Origin of the sequence: Ancylobacter tetraedralis, assembly GCF_014195655.1 — a bacterium.
Lineage (GTDB): Bacteria > Pseudomonadota > Alphaproteobacteria > Rhizobiales > Xanthobacteraceae > Ancylobacter > Ancylobacter tetraedralis.
Map to the genome: position 1 here is coordinate 176,598 of NZ_JACICD010000006.1, position 17,048 is coordinate 193,645.

The following is a 17,048-nucleotide window of genomic DNA, read 5'->3' on the forward strand; positions in this document are numbered from 1 at the left end:
TCAGCCGTGATTATGCCAGACGGTCTTGAAGCGCAGGAAGCCCTCAAGCCCGGCGCGCCCCATCTCCTTGCCGAAACCCGAGCCGGCAAAGCCGCCCTGCGGGGTGGCGAAATCGGGCTGGCGGCCATGGCCGTTCACCCACACCGTGCCGGCAGAGAGGCGGGAGGGCAGCGTCATCGCCTTGGCGGCGCTGGCGGTGTAGACGCTGGCGGCCAGCGCGTAGCTGGGATGGTTGGCCATGGCGATGGCCTCGTCCTCGTCATCATAGGCATAGACCGACAGGACCGGGCCGAAGAACTCCTCGCGGAATCCGACGGAACTGTCGGGCACGCCGGCCAGCACGGTCGGCTCGAAATAGGCGCCGCGGTTGATCCCGGCATAGCGCGAGCCGCCCGTCAGCACCCGCGCTCCATCGGCAACCGTCTGCTCGACCATGCGGTCGATCCGCGCCGCCTGCTTTTCGCTGATGATCGGCGGCAGCGTCGCGCGGCTGTCCCAGGTGGGGCCCGGCACGCGGGCCTGCGCCAGTGCCACCACGCGCTCGGTCAGGTCGTCGAAGATCCGGCGCGGCGCGATGAGCCGCGTGCCGGCCGTGCAGACCTGCCCGGCATTGGCGAGGAAGCCGCCGGCGATGGTGGCGGCGAGCGCATCAAGGTCGTGCGCGTCGTCCATCACCAATTGGGGCGTCTTGCCGCCCAGTTCCAGCGTCAGCGGCTTGGTGCCGGTCATGGCGGCATCCGCCATCACCCGCGCGCCGGTGGCGGAGGAGCCGGTGAAGGTGATCTTTCCGATCAAGGGATGGCGCACCAGCACTGAACCGGTCTCGCCGGCGCCCTGCACCACGTTGAACAGGCCGGCCGGAAGGCCCGCCTCGATCGCCAGTTCCGCGATCATCACCGCCGAGGACGGGGTGAGTTCGGAGGGCTTCAGCACCACGGCATTGCCCGTCACCAGCGCCGGGGCCGACTTCCAGATGGCGTTGATCGCCGGGAAGTTGAACGGCGCGATGGAGGCGATGACGCCATAGGGCTCGGGCGTGAGGAAGGTGGTGCCGCTATTGGCGCCGGCCACCAGCGTGCCCTCGATCTTGTCGGCCCATTCGGCGAAATAGCGCACGGCGCCCGCCGCCCGCACGAGGTCGCGGGTCACCACGTCGGCGATCGGCCGGGTCGTGGTCGCCGCTTCCAGTCGGGCGAGGTCGAGGCGTCGTGCGTCGATGAGGTCGGCCCACGCCTTCAACACCCGCGCCCGCTCGGTCGGCGTGGCGCCGGCCCAGCCGGAGGCGGTGCGGGTAGCGGCGGCGAGGCGCACCGCCTCGTCCACCAGCGCCGCATCGCCCGCGCGGATGGTGCCGATCGGCGCCCCGTCCGAGGGACGCACCAGCGCGATGGCCGCGCCGTCGCCAGCGACGCGCCGCCCGCCGATCAGGTGATCGGTGATGGCGGCAACGCCGTTCGGGTCGAAATCATGGGACATGTTGCCCTCTCCTGAACGCGGATCCTCAGACGCCGGTAAGGCGGAAGCCCTGCTGGAACGGGTCGTGGGGATCGAGGAAGAAGTTGAAGCTGCCGGTGAGGTAGGCCGAGCCGGTGACGGTGCAGCGGATCGCCGGCAGGTCGCCGACGGAGGCCTCGCCATGGATCTCGCCGGTGAACACCGTGTCGAGAATGCCGGCATGGCGGAACGTGTCGCCCACCGCCAATTCGCCCTTGCCGTGCAGCATCGCCATGCGCGAGGCGGTGCCGGTGCCGCAGGGCGAGCGGTCGATCACGGTCGGCGGGCAGACCACGACATTCTTGCCGTCGAAGCGCACGCCGTCTCCCTCGCCGATGATCTCGATCTGGTAGATCTCGTTCACATGCGCGAGCGTGGGGTGCTGGACGGGAATGTCCTTGAGCCCCGCGCGCAGCTCGGCGGCCGCGCTCACCAGCGCCCAGGCATTGTCGGTGGTGAGGTCGAGACCGAGGTCCGAGCCCTTGACGATCAGGTAGAAATCGCCGCCGAAGGCGATGTCGGCGCGCACCTTGCCGAAGCTCTTGGTCTCCACCATCACGTCGCGCTGGTAGAGGAAGCTGAGCGGCATCTCCAGCGTGACGGAGACGGCGCGGCCGTTCTCCACCTTCACCCGCGCCGGCACCACGCCGGCCGGCGTGTCGAGGCGCACCAGCGTCTCGCCTTCCTGCGCGGTGATGTAGCCGGCTTCCACCGCAATGGTGGCGACCGCCATGGCGCAATGGCCGCACATGGGCGGATAGGTATCGGGCTCAAGAATGAGCATGCCGATATCGGCATCCGGCGAGCAGGCCTCGGTGAGCACGGCGGCCGGCATGTTGAACGAGCCGCGCGGCTCGAACAGCACGAGCTGGCGCAGCCAGTCGCGGCTCATCAGGTCCGCGCGCTTCTCCACCATGGTCTTGCCGCGGATGGGGCCGAAGCCGGAGGTGATGAGGCGCAGCGGGCAGCCGGCGGTGTGGGAATCGATGCCCTGGATGATACGGGTGGAACGCATGGTTCACGCAACCTTCTGGATGGTGGCGGCGACGTCGGCGTCCGTGAGGATCTTCGCCACGCTGGCCATCTGGGCGTCGGTGAAGGGCAGCAGCGGCTCGCGCGGCAGTCCGACCGGCTGGCCGAGGCTGTTCATCGTCGCCTTGATGCCGGCATAGAAGCTGCCGGTCTTGAAGCAGCGATAGATGGCGAACAGAGCCGGCTCCAGAGCATCCGCCGTGGCGCCATCGCCGCTCGCGCAGGCGTCGAAATAGCGGCGCACGAGGCGGCCGGAGAGCTGGTGCGCCATGGCGACCACGCCGACCACACCGTGCGGCAGGGAGGAGCGGATCATCGTCTCATAGCCGACGAACACCGCCAGCTCGCCCTTCACCTTCTGGCACAGCTCGGCCACCTGCTGGATATCGGCCGAAGAATCCTTGATGGCGACGACATTCGGCACTTCGGCGAGGCGCGCGACGAGATCGGGCGTGATGTTGACGCCGATGCGCGCCGGGCTGTTGTAGAGCATCACCGGCAGGCCGGTGGCCGCGCAGAGGCGGCGGTAGAAATGCTCGGCCTCGCGCAGGTCGGGCTTGGCATAGACCGGCGGCAGCGCGAGGATGCCGTCGCATCCCGTGGTCTCGGCGGCCTTGATCAGTTCGAGCACCACGTCCGTCTGCAGGTCGGAGACGCCCGCCAGCACGGGAACGCGGCCGGCGGCCACCTTCACCGTGGCCTCGAACAGCTTCACCCGCTCCGCGACGCTCATGGCGTAGAATTCGCCGGTCGAACCGCACACGATGAGACCGTCGGCACCGCTGGCGATGTTGGCCTCGGCGAGCGCCTCGAAGCGGGGGAAGTCGATCGCGCCCTCGGGCAGGAAGGGGGTAACCAGGACGCTGTGAATGCCCTGCCAACTGGTCTTCGTCATGTCTCGTCTCAGCGGTTGAAGCGTGAAGTGCGGATGAACCGGGCCGTGGCGCGAACGCCGCGAGAGGCGCGCGCGGCAGGGCCGGTCCTGCGTGGATCGCGGCCGGCTCTCGTCCGGCCCATAGCGTCAGGTTGACAGCAGCGGCCGCATGAGCTCGGCCGTGGCGTGGAAGCGGTTCACGAAGGTGCGCACCCGCTCGTTCTCCGGATGGAGCAGCACTTGCTGCGGCGTGCCCTGCGCGGCGATGGCGCCCTGATCGAGGAACACGACCCGCGTGGCGACTTCGAGCGCGAAACCCAGTTCGTGCGTCACCACCAGCATGGTCATGCCCTCGCGAGCGAGCGTGATCATGGTGTTCAGCACCTCGCCGACCAGCTCGGGATCGAGCGCCGAGGTGGGCTCGTCGAACAGCATCATGGCGGGGCGCATGTTGAGCGCGCGGGCGATCGAGACACGCTGCTTCTGCCCGCCCGAGAGCCGGGTCGGCATCCGGTCGGCGAAATCGGCCATGCCGACCTTGGCCAGCAGGTCCATCGCCCGCTCCCGGTTGGTGCGATCGTCCTCGCCCAGCACGGTGCGCGGCCCCTCCATCACATTGGCGAGCACGCTCATGTGCGGAAACAGGTTGAACTGCTGGAACACCATGCCCACGCGGCTGCGCATCGCCCAGATGTCGCGACCCTTGAGGTGGACATTGTCGCGCCCGTCCGGCGAACGGTCGTAGATCGGCTGGCCGGCAATGGCGATGCGGCCCGAGCTCGGCTGGTCGAGCAGATTGACGCAGCGCAGCAGCGTCGTCTTGCCCGAGCCGGAGGAGCCGAGCAGCGCCACCACCTCGCCCGGGCGCACGTCAAGGTCGATGCCCTTGAGCACCTCGTGCGAGCCGAAGCACTTGCGGATATCGCGGAGTTCGACGAGCGGGTCTGCGGTGGACTGAACGGGGATCATGTCGCGGGGCCCTTCTCAGTGGTTGCGCAGCTCAAGCCGGCGGGCGAGATAGTTCGACGGCACCAGGATGATCAGGAAAATGATGCCGACCGCCGTGTAGACTTCCATCGGCCGGTACGTGAAGGATGAGATGTAGCTCGCCTGATAAAGCAGATCCGGAATAGTGATGACCGACAGAAGCGTGGTATTCTTCATCTGGATGATGGTCTGACCGGCCAGCGGCGGGATCATCTGGCGGAAGGCCTGCGGCAGGATGATGCGATACATGGCCTGCAGCGGCGACATGCCGAGCGCCTTGGCCGCATCCCCCTGCCCATGGTCGAGCGCCTGAATGCCGGCCCGCAGGATCTCGGCATAATAGGCCGCGCCATAGAGGCTGAGAGCGAGGATGCCGGCCGCCTCGCGGCTGATCCGGATGCCGGCGAAGATCGGCAGGGCGTAGTAGCTCCACAAGAGCCAGACCAGCAGCGGCACGTTGCGGAAGAATTCGACGAACAGCATCCCGGCCACCCGCGTGACGCGCAGCGGCGAGAGTTGGGCCAGCGCGATTACCAGGCCGATGACGAGCCCCAACAGGCAGGTAATCACCGTATAGCGCAGGGTGACGAGCAGTCCCCAGCCGAGCAGATCGAGATTCTGGGTGATAACTGACCAGTCGAACACGGTGATGGGACCTTCTGGATCGGACGGGAGGAAAAGCCGGGCGCGGCGTCGTCAGGGGTCGCGCCCGGCCGTCGGCGTCAGAAGCTGAATTCGGGCGGCAGCATGGACAGGTCGATACCGTGCTTCTCGAAGGCCTGCTGCAGCTTGCCCTGGGCAAGGCCGAGGGCGCGCTGCTGGTTGACCCAGTTGGTCAGCCAGTTCTCGTAGCCCTCATTGCCCTCCTCGCGGCGCACGCCGATCGTGGCGGGGTTGCGCAGCATCGGGGTGGGCAGCGTGATCTGGCCCTTGATCTGCTTGGCGATCTCGACGGCGTCGAAAATGGCGACGATCATCACGTCGGCGCGGCCGGACTGCAGTTCCATCACGCCGAGCGGACGATCCTCGACCGGGGTGATGGTGGCCTTCGGGGTGAGCGCTTCCGCCACGACCTGCATGGTGCCGCCCTTCTGCACGACAATGCGCACCGACGGGTCGTTGAGCTCCTTCCAGGTGGTCTTGGTGAAGCCCGGCTTGGTGACGATCGCCCAGGCATCCGTGAACAGCGGGACGCTGAGATAGTCGACCACGAGCCCGCGCTTGGGATTGGGATTGAGACCGAAGGCGATGTCGATCTTGTTGGCCTGGAAGTCGGCGGCAAGGTTGCCCCAGGTGGTTTCCACCGGAACCGCCTTCACGCCGAGAATGGTGGCGATGTCGTTGGCCCAGTCCATGTAGAACCCGCCCCAGGCGCCGGTCGCGCGATCACGGATATAGCCGGGCTCCTCGCCCACCATGACCGGCACGCGCAGTTCGCCGCTCTTGCGGATGCGGTCGAGCACCAGATTGGGATCGGCGGCCATGGCCTGGTAGCTCGACAGCGCCATGATCACGAAAGCCGCCACCGCCATGACGAGGCGGTGGAGCGAGAAGCGGGCCGTCGATTGCGGCCGGACATTTGCGAGGCTGAGCATCGGTGTTCCCTGGTTTGTCGGTTTCTTGGGGGGTCGAGACGTTCGGGGGTCGAAAAGTCGTGGGGGCGCGGCCCCCTATCGCAGGAAGCCGCTGCCCAGGGGGTCGCCCGCTTCCTGAATGAGCGTGGCCATGCCCTTGAGATGCGCGCGTCCGGTGATCCGGGTGGTGACGGCCACGGCACCGCCGGCGCCGTGGGTGGCGGCGGAAACCTCGCCGGTGAGCCGCCCGCCGAACAGGCTGACGGCGTCGAGCCGCGTGCCGGGTGCCGCCGTGCCGCGCGCCGTGTTGAGGGCGAGCAGGCAGGCGAGGCCGGCAACGCCGGGCGAACGGTCGAACTTCTGGCGGTCGATCGCCAGAAACTGGCGCGACAGGCCGGCCTCGTCCGGCGCGTGGAACAGCACAGACTCGACGGCCGGCTGCATCCCATGCCGGCGCGGCAGGGTCTCGTTCAGCTGGCTGCGCAGTCCCGCGCCGATGGCGAGCAGGTTCTCGATCTCATTAAGCGTGAGCGCCACGCCATCGACCTCCGCGTCGATCAGCGCGTAGCAGCCGCCGCACAGCACGATGGCGACGTTGAACGTGCGCCCGCCCAGCACGACCGCGCGGCCGGGCTCCACCACGATGGCAGGGGGCATGTCGAGCGCGATCGCCTCGGCGTCGCCCTCCACGCCCACCTGCACGGTGAGGATGCTGTCGGGCACCTCGATGGTGAAGCGGGGGGTATGGGAGAGCCGCCCGAGCGCCCGCAGCGCGGCGGTATAGCCCATCACCGCGTGGCCGCAGAAGCCGGGATAGCCATAGGACGAAATGAAGAAGGCGCCGAAATCGGCCGCCGTGGACGCCACCGGCACCAGGCCGAAGGCACCGGAATGGCCGCGCGGCTCGTGCAGCAGCATCGGGCGCAGCGCGTCGTAGCGCTCCGCGAACTGGCGCGCCTTGCCGGCGACGGTCTCGGCATCGAGCCCTTCCAGCGGCTCGATCAGGATATGGGTGGGATGGCCCTCGGTATGGGTCTCGATCACCCGGAAGGTGCGCGCGCCCTCGGGCAGTTCGAGGCTCAGCGCGCCCTCCCCCAGCCCGGCGCCGAGACCCAGCCGACGGTCGCTCTTCTCGAAGCTCATGGCCGAGAGGCGGCTGCTGTCGGTGTTGATCCACAGCACCTTGGCCGGCACGGTGCCGGGATTGCGCCAGCGATGGGCGATGCGGCTGTTGAAATACGCCCCGTCGCCGGGACCCAGCACCTCGACGTCCCGGTCGGCCAGCGCCAGTTCGAGCGCGCCTTCCAGCACGTAGATGAGTTCCTCGCCCTCATGGGCGTAGAAACCGTCGCTCTCGCGGTCGGGATCGATCGTCCAGACCTCGGCGTCCATCAGGCGCTGGGAGACGGTGAGCTGCTCGATCGCCACGCCCGGCCCGAACGAGCCGACGATGCGGCCCTGGCCGCGGCGGACCACCGGAAAATCGCGCCCCTTGGTGCCGCCCAGCAGTTCCGCCAGCGTGCGGCCGAACACTTCCGCCAGCGCGTTCAGCCGGGCCGGCGAGAGAAAGGCGACGCCGCGCTCGAACATGCTCAGATGCGAGGTGGCGATGTCGGTGCGCTCGGACACTTCGCGCAGCGAGAGCCCCGCCTCCTGCCGCAGGCTGCGCACCCGCGCGCCCAGATTGTTGAAGGCGACGACGGATGCCGCCTCCTCGTCCACCGCGGCGGGGGGCGCCTGTTCTTCCTCGCTGTCGAGCAGCCGGCGGATGACCGACAGGCTCTGCCCGTCGACCCGGCGCATGCGGTCGATACGCCGCACCCGGTCGATATGCGCCTCGCCATAGGAGCGGTGGCCGCTCTCGGATTTCTGCGGCGACAGCAGCCCCTGGCCTTCCCACGAACGCAGCGTCGAGACCGGAATGCCCGTGACCTTCGCCACATGGCCGATCGAGTAGGGAAAGCGGTTATCGGCGGTCTTGGCCATTCTTAATCTACATATGAGTTGTAGAAATCACGAACATATGTGGACGATATGTCGATTTATTGAACGCGTCAACGCGCCCATTCCCGCCCCGGTGATTTTTCCGCGGCGGGGTGGTGGATGGCGATGGGTGACGGATCGGGGCGGGGAGACGGCAGCTGCGTGCGGGCACCCGCGCAGGTGTCGCGGTCATCCGCGCACGGCGCAGGGGGTCGGGCAGGGCCAGACATGGCAAAGCCGGGCGACGCGTGGCCGCCCGGCTTTGGAGTCACATGGGACGAGCGCGGCGGATCAGCCCTTCACGACCGGGCTATGGCTCTGGCGCAGCGCCTTCATCAGCGTGTCGCCGACATCGAGGTGACCCTGCACGATCCCCGGCGGGGTGAGCGCCATCCACTGGTTCAGCGAGACGTCCTTGTACACGCCATTGCTGAAGACGTTCAGCACCAGAACCGGCTCGTCGCCGATATTCTCGATGTAATGCGCCAGCGTCTTCGGGACATAACCGACATCACCGGCCACATAGTCGAAGGTTCGCGCATTGTTGACCGCATCGAACACGGTCATCCGCGCCTTTCCGGAGACGTAATACTGAATTTCATCGGCATCCGGATGCCAGTGGATCTCGCGCATGCCGCCCGGCTCCAGCTCGATGAACAGCGCTGCCATGTTGGTGACGCCGAAGGTCTTCGAATCGATGACTTTGGTCGAACCGCCGGGGAATTTGTTTGCCGGCACCTGCGAGGCGCGGAACACATATTTGTCCGTCATCGACGCCGCGCCGAGCTGCCGGCGCGCCTCTTCGATGGGGCCGGGAACGGGCAGGCGGAAAATGTACTTTTCCTCCGCCGGAATGCCGTCGAACGCGCTCTCGGGCACGCCGAAATTCTTGGCCAGCACCTCGCGCGGAGTATGGGCGAACAATTCGGTGATCAGCAGGGTCTGGTTCTCGGAGAAATTGCCGTCATTGAAGACGAGCAGGAATTCCGTGCCCTCCTCAAGCCCCTGGATCGCATGGGGAAAGCCGGCCGGGGCCAGCCAGAGGTCGCCCGGGCCGAGGTCTTCGACCAGCGTCTGGCGGTTCTCGTCGACGAGGTAGAAGCGCACGCGGCCCTTCAGGACATAGGCCCATTCGGCTTCCTTGTGCCAGTGCAGTTCGCGCACCACGCCGGGCCCGAGCCGCATGTTGACGGTGGCGAGTTCCTTCAGCGCTCCGAGTTCGCGGATCGTCACCTCGCGCGCCCATCCACCGTCCTCCAGACGGTTATGTGCCATGGAGAAGGGGAATTTGAGGTTCGGCAGCCCGCCATGGTCGGTAGCCGGCGGAATGAGGATATCGGGATTCTGCGCCTCGATCTCGAGGTTGCGCGGGCCGGCAATGTCCGCGCCACGGGTGCCGACGATCGGCTGCTTCAGATCACTCATCGGAAGATCTCCTGTTCCTTGACCGATTTACGGAAGATGCGTAACGGGCCGTGACAGACCTACCGAGCCGGCGCGCGGAAGATAATCTTCCATTGGTATGTTCCGCCTCGGCGGACATTCCTTTTTGGAAAGGGCCGTCCGGCGCGTGCGGATCCGGAACGGCGCCTCGGTGAGAGGCGTTTGGATACCGTTCCGAGGAAGATTCCCCCGAGAGGAATTGAACCGAATGATGACGAAGAGCCGAGAATAGTCGTCAGCCATATGCGAACTTGTCTGACGACACTGGGAGGACAGATGGCATGCTGCGTGGTGATATTGGCAAGAACATTACCCGATACGTCGATCCGTTTCGCATCACCAAGGGCGCGGACTTTCGCCTCAAGGATCACGATCCCGGCGAAACCCTGGGCCTCAAGATGGACAAGTCGGAGGCCGCCGAGTTGCTGGCGAGCGGCTCCGAGTGGCTCGCGAAGGAGCAGGAGATGCTCTACGCGCAGGGCAATCGCTCGGTGCTGATCCTGTTCCAGGCCATGGACGCGGCCGGCAAGGACAGCACGATCAAGCACGTCATGTCGCGGATCAATCCGCAGGGCTGCGACGTCGTCTCGTTCAAGCAGCCCTCGGACGAAGAACTCTCGCATGATTTCATGTGGCGCTACGCGGCGCATGTCCCGGCGCGCGGGCGGATCGGCATCTTCAACCGCTCCTATTACGAGGAAACGCTCGTCGTGCGCGTGCACGAGGCTCTGCTGGAAAAGCAGAAGCTGCCGCCCGAATTCGTCGGCAAGCGCCTCTGGGACGAGCGACTGGCCGATATTGCCCGTTTCGAGGATTACTGGACGCGGCAGGGCGTTCTCGTCCTCAAGTTCTTCCTCAACCTGTCGCCCACCGAGCAGAAGAAGCGCTTCCTGGAGCGGCTCGACAACCCGGAGAAGAACTGGAAATTCTCTCCCTCCGACATTGCCGAACGCCGCTACTGGGACGATTACATGCACGCCTACGAGGAGGCCATCCGGGCCACGGCCTCCAAGGCGGCACCGTGGTATGTGGTGCCGGCGGACAATAAATGGTTCACCCGCCTCATCGTCGCCGCGGCCATCGTCGAGGCAATCGACAAGCTGGACCTTGCCTATCCCGTCGCCCCCGAGCTACTGCAGCAGCAACTCGCCGCGGCACGCGCGGAACTGGCGGCGGAAGACTGACAGACGCGCGGCCGTGGCAGCAGCCCCATGCCGGCCGCGGTCGCGCCCGGTTCGGTGCCATGCGACGGCCCGCCCGGACGAAACGTCCCCATGGCGGGCGGTCGCCTGTCGTCTCCAGCGCGGCGGATAGCGGCGTGCCCCCCCCAGGGCCGACGCGCAACTACCTGCCGACGCGGGCGGCGCTGATCGCCGTCCGGTCGTCGGCGATCAGCCGCAGCGAGCCGTCGGGGTCGATATCGAACCGCTGCACCTTTGCCAGCGTGGACAGAAATGTCCGCTCGATGGCAGTCTGGGCCTCCTCGCACGCCATCCTCGAGGCCGCCATTCCCGGCGTGAAGCGCACCCCCTCGCCGCTCAGGGTGAAGGCGCCGAAATAGCGGTTGCATCCCGAGGACCCGGAGACCTGACCCGCGACGGTGTCGAAATCCAGGCTCACCATCACATCGGGCGGCACCGGCGCATCGCCGATCGCCGTCACCCGCCATTCGCCGCCGGCGAGCAGTTCGGACGGGTTGCCCCCGCACCCGGTCACGCGTGCGGCGGCGGTCTGGACCTGTACGCTCATCGGGCTGGGCATCCCCGTCATGGTGTCACGACAGATCTTTCGCGCGACGGTGAGGGTCAACGGCCCCTGCGGCGCGCGATAGACCCAGGCGCCGTCCTGCATTTCGGGCGCCGGCAGGGGAGCCTCGAGGGTCTCCTCCATCGTGCGGTAGATCATCCTGCCGGCCTCGAGGTTGAGCACCCAGCTCGGCTCGTTGCCCCGCGCGCTCCAAGGTTGCGGGATCGGCGGCGGGATCGGCGGCAGCGTGGCCGGCCCCGCAACGTCGCTGGCGGCCGCGGCAGCGGCGGCGGCATGGGCGGTCGTCAAGGCTCCCGGCGGCGACAGCGCGAGGCCAAGGGCCAGGGCGAGTGCGGGGGAACGCATGGTGCGGGCTCCGGAACAAGTGAACGAATAAACAGCCATCGCGCGCCTTCAGGTGCACGCGCTCAGGAACAGCGTCGGCCCGAGGGTAAGCACGATCTTCGCCAGCGCGGAGACCAGCGTGCCGATGATGACCCAGTGCAGGAAGACGCCGGTATGGCCGAAGGCCGGGTTCGGCCCGCGCAGGGCCTGCACGCGCCACAGAACCGCGATCGCCGCGATATGGGCGACAAGCGCGGCGGCAAGGCTGAGGCGGATGGTACCGGCGCTCCAGCCGAAGGCGCACCCCATGGTATGGAGCACGTAGACGACCACCAGAGCGCTGAACCAGAGGCAGAAGCCCGGCGCCAGCCACAGGATCTGGCGGGCCGGCGCGCGGCGGGTTCCCGTCTCGCCCCCCACAGGCGTTTTGCCCTCGGCATATGTCTCGCGCGAAGATCCTGTCGTCACGGCCGCATCCCCAGCATCGTCACCAGCGCCGGCAGCGCCAGCACGAGGCCGATCGCCACCGCGCCGGTGATCGCGGTGTAGTCGATCCACAGCCGGGCCAGGCGCAGGTCGATCGCGCGCCGGGGAGAGGCATGGCCGGAGGCCAGCCGCAGGGTGGCGGTGAGCAGGAAGAGCAGCCCGATTCCGGCGTGAACGACCACGAAGGTCAGCAAGGCCGCCGCCGTCGCGCCCAGCGCATGCGCGCTCGGGTGCGGAACGATGCCGGCGATCAGCACCACCGCAAGGCCGATTGCCGCCAGCAGCGCGAGGGTCGCCAGCCCCATCCACAGACGCGGCGTGCGCCTGCCGACGAGCGCACGCAGGGCGGCGCGGGCGAACAGCGCCGAGATGCCGAGCGCGGCCATGGCGGCCAGCGCCAGCGCGAGATCGGTATCGGGCACCCCATTGGGTGGCCAGTTGGGCGCGGAGATCCAGAGAAACAGCAGCCCGAACACCAGCGAGGTGAACAGCGTGGCATCGGCCACCAGCGTGAACACCAGCGCCCACCAGGCCGGCGGATGGACGACTTCCGTGTGCACCGGCAGGCTCACGCCCCGGCCGACCGGCATCCGCCCGTAATCCCGATCGAACCCCGCCATGCGGGCGGCGAAGACGAACAGGGCGATCGTCACCGCCGCCATGAGGGCGGTCAGCCAATAGAGCTTGGCCAGCATGGACAGCACGGCCGCCGCCGTGGCGAGCGCCGTCCACAGCGGGAGGTAGGTCGCGCGCGGCAGCACGATGAGCTGTTCCGGCGCACCGGTCGTCATGTGCACGCCCAGCGTCTCCTGCCAGCCATGGCGGGTGAAGCCGAGATAACCCTCGCCGCGCGCCAGCGCCGGGGCGATCTCGCCCACCGCCAGGCGGTCGGCGCGGGTCTCGACATGCGGCAGCGAGGCAAAGCCATAGGGCGCGGGTGGAATCGGCATCGCCCATTCCAGCGTCGCCGCCTTCCAGGGATCGCGGCGCACCCGGCGGCCGAAGCGGATCTGCGCGAGGAGGTCGATCACCGCCAGCGCGAAGCCGATGGTCATGATGAAGCCGCCCACCGAGGAGAGGAGGTTGAGCCAGGTCCAGCTCTCGACGTCCGGGTAGGTGTAGATGCGCCGGGGCATGCCGAGCAGGCCGACCAGATGCATCAGGAAGAAGGTCATGTTGAAGCCGACGAAGATCAGCCAGAAGGCCGGCACCGACAGCCGGTAGACCGCCACCCGCCCGGTGAGCAGCGGCAGCCAGTAATACAGCGCTCCGAACAGCGGGAAGGCGACCGAGCCGGCGATCACGTAATGGAAATGCGCGACGACGAAATAGGTGTCGTGCGCCTGCCAGTCGAACGGCACGATGGCGAGCATCACCCCGGTGAGCCCGCCCATCACGAAGGTGGAGAAGAAGCCGAAGACATAGAGCATCGGCACGTTCCAGCGCGGCTTGCCCTGCGCCAGCGTGGCCAGCCAGGCGAAGATCTGCACTGCCGTCGGCACCGCGACAATCGCCGATCCGGTGGAGAAGAAGGCCAGCGCCAGATGGGGAATGCCCACCGTGAACATGTGGTGCACCCAGATGCCGAAGCTGGCGAAGGCGAGGCCGATGATCGCCACCACGATGGCGCGGTAGCCGACCAGAACCGTGCCGGCGAGCACCGGGATCATGGTGGAGAGCAGCCCGGCCATCGGCAGGAAGATGATGTAGACGTCCGGGTGGCCGAACAGCCAGAACAGGTGCTGCCACAAGAGCGGGTCGCCTCCGCGCGTCGGATCGAAGAACGGAAGGCCGAAGGCCCGCTCGCTCTCCAGCAGGATCGAGCCGAGGATCAGCGGTGGGAAGGCGAGGATCATCATCAGCGCGGTGACGAGCATGTACCAGCCGAAGATCGGCATCCGGTCCAGCGACATGCCCGGCGCGCGCATGGTGAGGATGGAGACGACGATCTCCACCGCCAGCGTCAGCGCCGATATCTCGACGAAGGTGACCCCGAGCAGCCAGACATCGGCATTGATGCCGGGCGTGTACACGTTGGACGAGAGCGGCGTGTACATGAACCAGCCGCTGTCGGGCGCCACGCCGGCCAGCAGCGAGACGGTGAGGATGGTGCCACCGAACAGGTAGCACCAGTAGCCATAGGCCGTGAGGCGCGGAAAGGCGAAGTCGCGCGTGCCGAGGATTTTCGGCGTGAGATAGACCGCGATTCCCTCCAGCATCGGAATGGCGAACAGGAACAGCATGATCGAGCCATGCATGGTGAAGACCTGATTATAGGTCCCCGGCTCCATGAAGGTCGCCATCGGCGTCGCCAGTTGGACGCGCGTCAGCATGCCGAGCACGCCGCCAATGCCGAAGAAGACCAGCGCGGTCACCATGAAGCGGATGCCGAGCACCGAATGGTTCACCGCCGCCAGCCGCTGCCATCCGGGGCCGGTCTTCCAGATCTCGGTGAGCTGGCGGTGCAGGCTCAGCGCCGCGCCGGCCGAGGCGGCGGGCTGCGAGGCGCCGGACGTCGCGGTGTCATCCTGTGAGGAACTCATGGCTGCACCTTCCCGGCGGCGGCCGCGGCGAGGGAGGCCGGGAACTCCACTGCCGGATGAACGATCACGTCGAAGCGCATGCCGGTATGGCCCACGCCGCAGAACTCGTTGCACAGGCCCTGATAGGTGCCGGGCCGGTCGGCCTCGATGCGCAGCACATTGGCATGGCCGGGCACGGCGTCGATCTTGCCGGCCAGCCGGGGTATCCAGAAGGCGTGGATGACATCCGTGCTGGTCACGACCACATCCACCGGCGTGCCGGCCGGCAAATGCAGCACGCCCCGGGTTTCGGCGCCGCCGGCGGCGGGATAGCGGAAGGTCCATTCCCACTGCCGCGCCTCCGCCTCGATCCGCATCGGGTCGGCCGCGAGGCGCGGGAGCAGCCGCTCGCCGGTCAGCAGCGCGAAGACGAGAAGCGGCGTCAGCACGATCGCCGGCAGGACCAGGCCGCCCAGCACGATCCAGCGCCCGGGCGATATCCGGCGCGCCCAGTCGGGGCGCAGCATCACCAGGGCGAACAGCCCCATGACCAGCGCGAACAGCGCGGTGGCACCGGCCAGCATGACCCACCACAGGCTGGCGATGGACCCGGCCGTCGGACCGGCGGGGGCGAGCGTGGACAGCGGGCCGGTGCAGCCGGCCAGCATTCCCCCCATCGCGAGGGGGATCAGCATCCGGATCCGGACATGGACGGGCGGGCGCCGCGGGTTATGATCGCTCGGAATGATCGGCCTTGGGTCAGGGGAGCGGGCGGCATGGCAAGGAACCGGAAAAAGCGCGCCGCGCCGCGCAAGAGCCCCGTCATGCTCGAACTGCTGGAACTCGACACCGGCTCGGCCGTCGCGCTGGTCGGCCACCCGATCCATGTGATGATGGTCCATTTTCCGGTGGCCTTCGTCATCGCGACCCTGGGCATCGATGTCGTCTACTGGTGGTCGGGGGATGATTTCTGGCTGCGGGCCGGCGTGTGGTCGGCCGGCGTCACCTTCTGGACCGGCATTGCGGCCAGCCTTGCCGGCACCGGCGAATTGCTGCTGGTGCGGGGCATCCGCGCGCGGGAGGCCAGCTGGTCGCATGCCATCGCGGCCATGACGCTGGTCGCCATGTCCGGGGCGAACTGGGGCCTGCGGCTGGACTATCCACAATCCGTCCTGCCGCACGGGCTCGCCCTCTCGGCGCTCGCCGCGGCGATGGCGGGCTTCGCGGGCTGGCATGGCGGCAAGCTGGTGTTCGATCATGGCATCGGAATTCTGGTGTCGGCGAAGAAGTGACCGAGCCCGCCGGGCGTGAACAGTTCTGTCGCGAACTGGTTGGAATCGATCGGCGGCTTGGCGAGCACCACCCAGAGGATGGCCGTGATCAGCACGAGATAGGAGAGCGTGAGCGACACGAAGGCGGCGCGCCCGAAGCGCCGGCCCGGCTCGAACAGGTGCCCGAGCACCAGACCGGCGACGACATGCAGCATCGCCATGAGCCCGACCAGCACCATTTTCAGCGAGAACCACTCCAGGAAGGTGGTCTGCAGGAAGATGAGCGCGGTCCCGGTGCCGATGGCGATGAACGCCGCCGGCGAGGTGATTTCGACATAGATGAAGCGGGTGAAGCGGTGCAGCCGGTCCAGCTCCGGGCCGGGCTCAAGGCCGCGCCGCTGCCAGAACAGGAAAGGCAGCACGATCAACCCGGCCGACCAGATCGCGATCGTGGCGAGGTGGATGAACTTGAGCAGCGTGGTCATGCCGCGGGCTCTGCCGGCCGCAGGCTCGACCATGCCAGCCACAGACCGACACCCAGATAGGGCAGCGAGGCCGGCACCCACATGAGCAGCCCGGCCAGTTGCTGGTCGGCGAGCGGGCTCATCCCCCAGGCCTGCGTGCTGGCGACATGGACCTCGTAGAGCGCGCGCGGCGCGAACACGATGAGCGCGGCCAGAAGGCCCATCTGCGCGACGGTCCCCACCAGTGCGACCAGCGCCGGACCCGCCGGTATCGCCGGCGCGAGAACCGCCCGCCACAGCAGGAAGGCGCTGCCCAGCAGCGAGATCTGCATCAGCCAATAGGTCGGCACGGTGGCGAGCCCCCATTCATAGGGAATCGGCATATGCCAGACCCACAGCACCACGCCCTGCAGGCCGACGAGCAGTGAGAGCGGCGGCGACGGCAGGCGGCGCAGCGGGAACGCCAGCGCCAGCAGCGGTGCCACGGCGGCAATCAGCAGCACATGGTGCAGCACCCGCGCAGAGAACAGCGCCGAGGACAGCGCGCAGAGCGGGGATACGAAGATCACAACCATCAGCGCCAGCGCGCCCCAGCCGGCCCGCGCATGGGCGCTGCGCCCGCCGGCCAGCGCCACGGCCAGGGCGGCGAGCCCCGCCAGCAGAACGGGATCGAGATTCCACCGCGCCAGAAGGTCGTCCGGAACGGCGGCGGGCCCGCAATAGGCGATGGAGGTAATGTCTGGCATGACCGTCCCGCTGCCGGCGTCTGGCTGGAATGTTTCAATTGAATTGATAGCGGCTTCATCCCCGCGGCGCCAGATGTCGAG

Annotated in this window: 16 protein-coding genes; 2 read left to right on the top strand and 14 right to left on the bottom strand. The window is 67.7% G+C overall.

The window, feature by feature from the left end; genetic code table 11:
• From FHS55_RS16210 to FHS55_RS16245, 8 genes are all read right to left on the bottom strand, one after another.
• Positions 1-1,476 carry an aldehyde dehydrogenase family protein gene (locus FHS55_RS16210; RefSeq protein ID WP_183190819.1) on the bottom strand — a complete coding sequence of 492 codons (1,476 nt, stop codon included), beginning with the start codon at positions 1,474-1,476 and terminating at the stop codon, positions 1-3.
• Between the two features lie 25 nt (positions 1,477-1,501).
• On the bottom strand, positions 1,502-2,509 hold the full coding sequence (locus FHS55_RS16215) for a proline racemase family protein (protein ID WP_183190820.1): 1,008 nt from the start codon (positions 2,507-2,509) through the stop codon (positions 1,502-1,504).
• A 3-nt stretch (positions 2,510-2,512) separates the two neighbouring features.
• Complete coding sequence (locus FHS55_RS16220; protein WP_183190821.1) at positions 2,513-3,421, bottom strand: dihydrodipicolinate synthase family protein; 909 nt, start codon at positions 3,419-3,421, stop codon at positions 2,513-2,515.
• A 126-nt stretch (positions 3,422-3,547) separates the two neighbouring features.
• On the bottom strand, positions 3,548-4,369 hold the full coding sequence (locus FHS55_RS16225; RefSeq protein WP_183190822.1) for an amino acid ABC transporter ATP-binding protein: 822 nt from the start codon (positions 4,367-4,369) through the stop codon (positions 3,548-3,550).
• Between the two features lie 15 nt (positions 4,370-4,384).
• Positions 4,385-5,032 (bottom strand): ABC transporter permease subunit, encoded by a 648-nt coding sequence (locus tag FHS55_RS16230; protein WP_183190823.1) that lies wholly within the window; start codon positions 5,030-5,032, stop codon positions 4,385-4,387.
• Positions 5,033-5,109: 77 nt separating this feature from the next.
• Positions 5,110-5,982: a transporter substrate-binding domain-containing protein gene (locus tag FHS55_RS16235; RefSeq protein ID WP_183190824.1), complete on the bottom strand. Its 873-nt coding sequence runs from the start codon at positions 5,980-5,982 to the stop codon at positions 5,110-5,112.
• A gap of 75 nt (positions 5,983-6,057) precedes the next feature.
• Positions 6,058-7,947 (bottom strand): proline racemase family protein, encoded by a 1,890-nt coding sequence (locus FHS55_RS16240; RefSeq protein ID WP_183190825.1) that lies wholly within the window; start codon positions 7,945-7,947, stop codon positions 6,058-6,060.
• Between the two features lie 288 nt (positions 7,948-8,235).
• Positions 8,236-9,369 (bottom strand): cupin domain-containing protein, encoded by a 1,134-nt coding sequence (locus FHS55_RS16245; RefSeq protein WP_183190826.1) that lies wholly within the window; start codon positions 9,367-9,369, stop codon positions 8,236-8,238.
• A gap of 299 nt (positions 9,370-9,668) precedes the next feature.
• On the opposite strand from FHS55_RS16245, the gene FHS55_RS16250 reads away from it, so the two are divergent.
• Positions 9,669-10,571, top strand: coding sequence for a polyphosphate kinase 2 family protein (locus FHS55_RS16250; RefSeq protein WP_183190827.1), 903 nt, complete (start codon positions 9,669-9,671; stop codon positions 10,569-10,571).
• A gap of 160 nt (positions 10,572-10,731) precedes the next feature.
• Here the strand turns inward: FHS55_RS16250 and FHS55_RS16255 are convergent, their stop codons facing one another.
• From FHS55_RS16255 to coxB, 4 genes are read right to left on the bottom strand one after another with little or no spacing between them, the layout of a single operon-like run.
• Positions 10,732-11,499, bottom strand: a complete 768-nt coding sequence (locus FHS55_RS16255; RefSeq protein WP_183190828.1) for an META domain-containing protein — start codon at positions 11,497-11,499, stop codon at positions 10,732-10,734.
• A 48-nt stretch (positions 11,500-11,547) separates the two neighbouring features.
• Entirely contained in the window at positions 11,548-11,946 is a 399-nt protein-coding gene (locus FHS55_RS16260) for a hypothetical protein (RefSeq protein ID WP_210287025.1), read from the bottom strand.
• On the bottom strand, positions 11,943-14,507 hold the full coding sequence (gene ctaD / locus FHS55_RS16265; RefSeq protein WP_183190829.1) for a cytochrome c oxidase subunit I: 2,565 nt from the start codon (positions 14,505-14,507) through the stop codon (positions 11,943-11,945). The genes FHS55_RS16260 and ctaD overlap by 4 nt, the downstream gene beginning before the upstream one ends.
• Positions 14,504-15,181, bottom strand: a complete 678-nt coding sequence (gene coxB / locus FHS55_RS16270) for a cytochrome c oxidase subunit II (protein WP_183190830.1) — start codon at positions 15,179-15,181, stop codon at positions 14,504-14,506. The genes ctaD and coxB overlap by 4 nt, the downstream gene beginning before the upstream one ends.
• A gap of 81 nt (positions 15,182-15,262) precedes the next feature.
• Here coxB and FHS55_RS16275 point away from each other — a divergent pair, with 81 nt between their 5' ends.
• Complete coding sequence (locus FHS55_RS16275; RefSeq protein WP_183190831.1) at positions 15,263-15,778, top strand: DUF2231 domain-containing protein; 516 nt, start codon at positions 15,263-15,265, stop codon at positions 15,776-15,778.
• On the opposite strand, the gene FHS55_RS16280 is transcribed toward FHS55_RS16275, so the two are convergent.
• Both FHS55_RS16280 and FHS55_RS16285 read right to left on the bottom strand, forming a co-directional pair.
• Positions 15,742-16,242 (bottom strand): CopD family protein, encoded by a 501-nt coding sequence (locus FHS55_RS16280; protein ID WP_183190832.1) that lies wholly within the window; start codon positions 16,240-16,242, stop codon positions 15,742-15,744. The two genes, FHS55_RS16275 and FHS55_RS16280, sit on opposite strands and share 37 nt — an antisense overlap.
• Entirely contained in the window at positions 16,239-16,967 is a 729-nt protein-coding gene (locus FHS55_RS16285) for a cytochrome c oxidase assembly protein (protein WP_183190833.1), read from the bottom strand. Before FHS55_RS16285 ends, FHS55_RS16280 begins: the two co-directional genes overlap by 4 nt.
• Between the last annotated feature and the right edge of the window lie 81 nt (positions 16,968-17,048).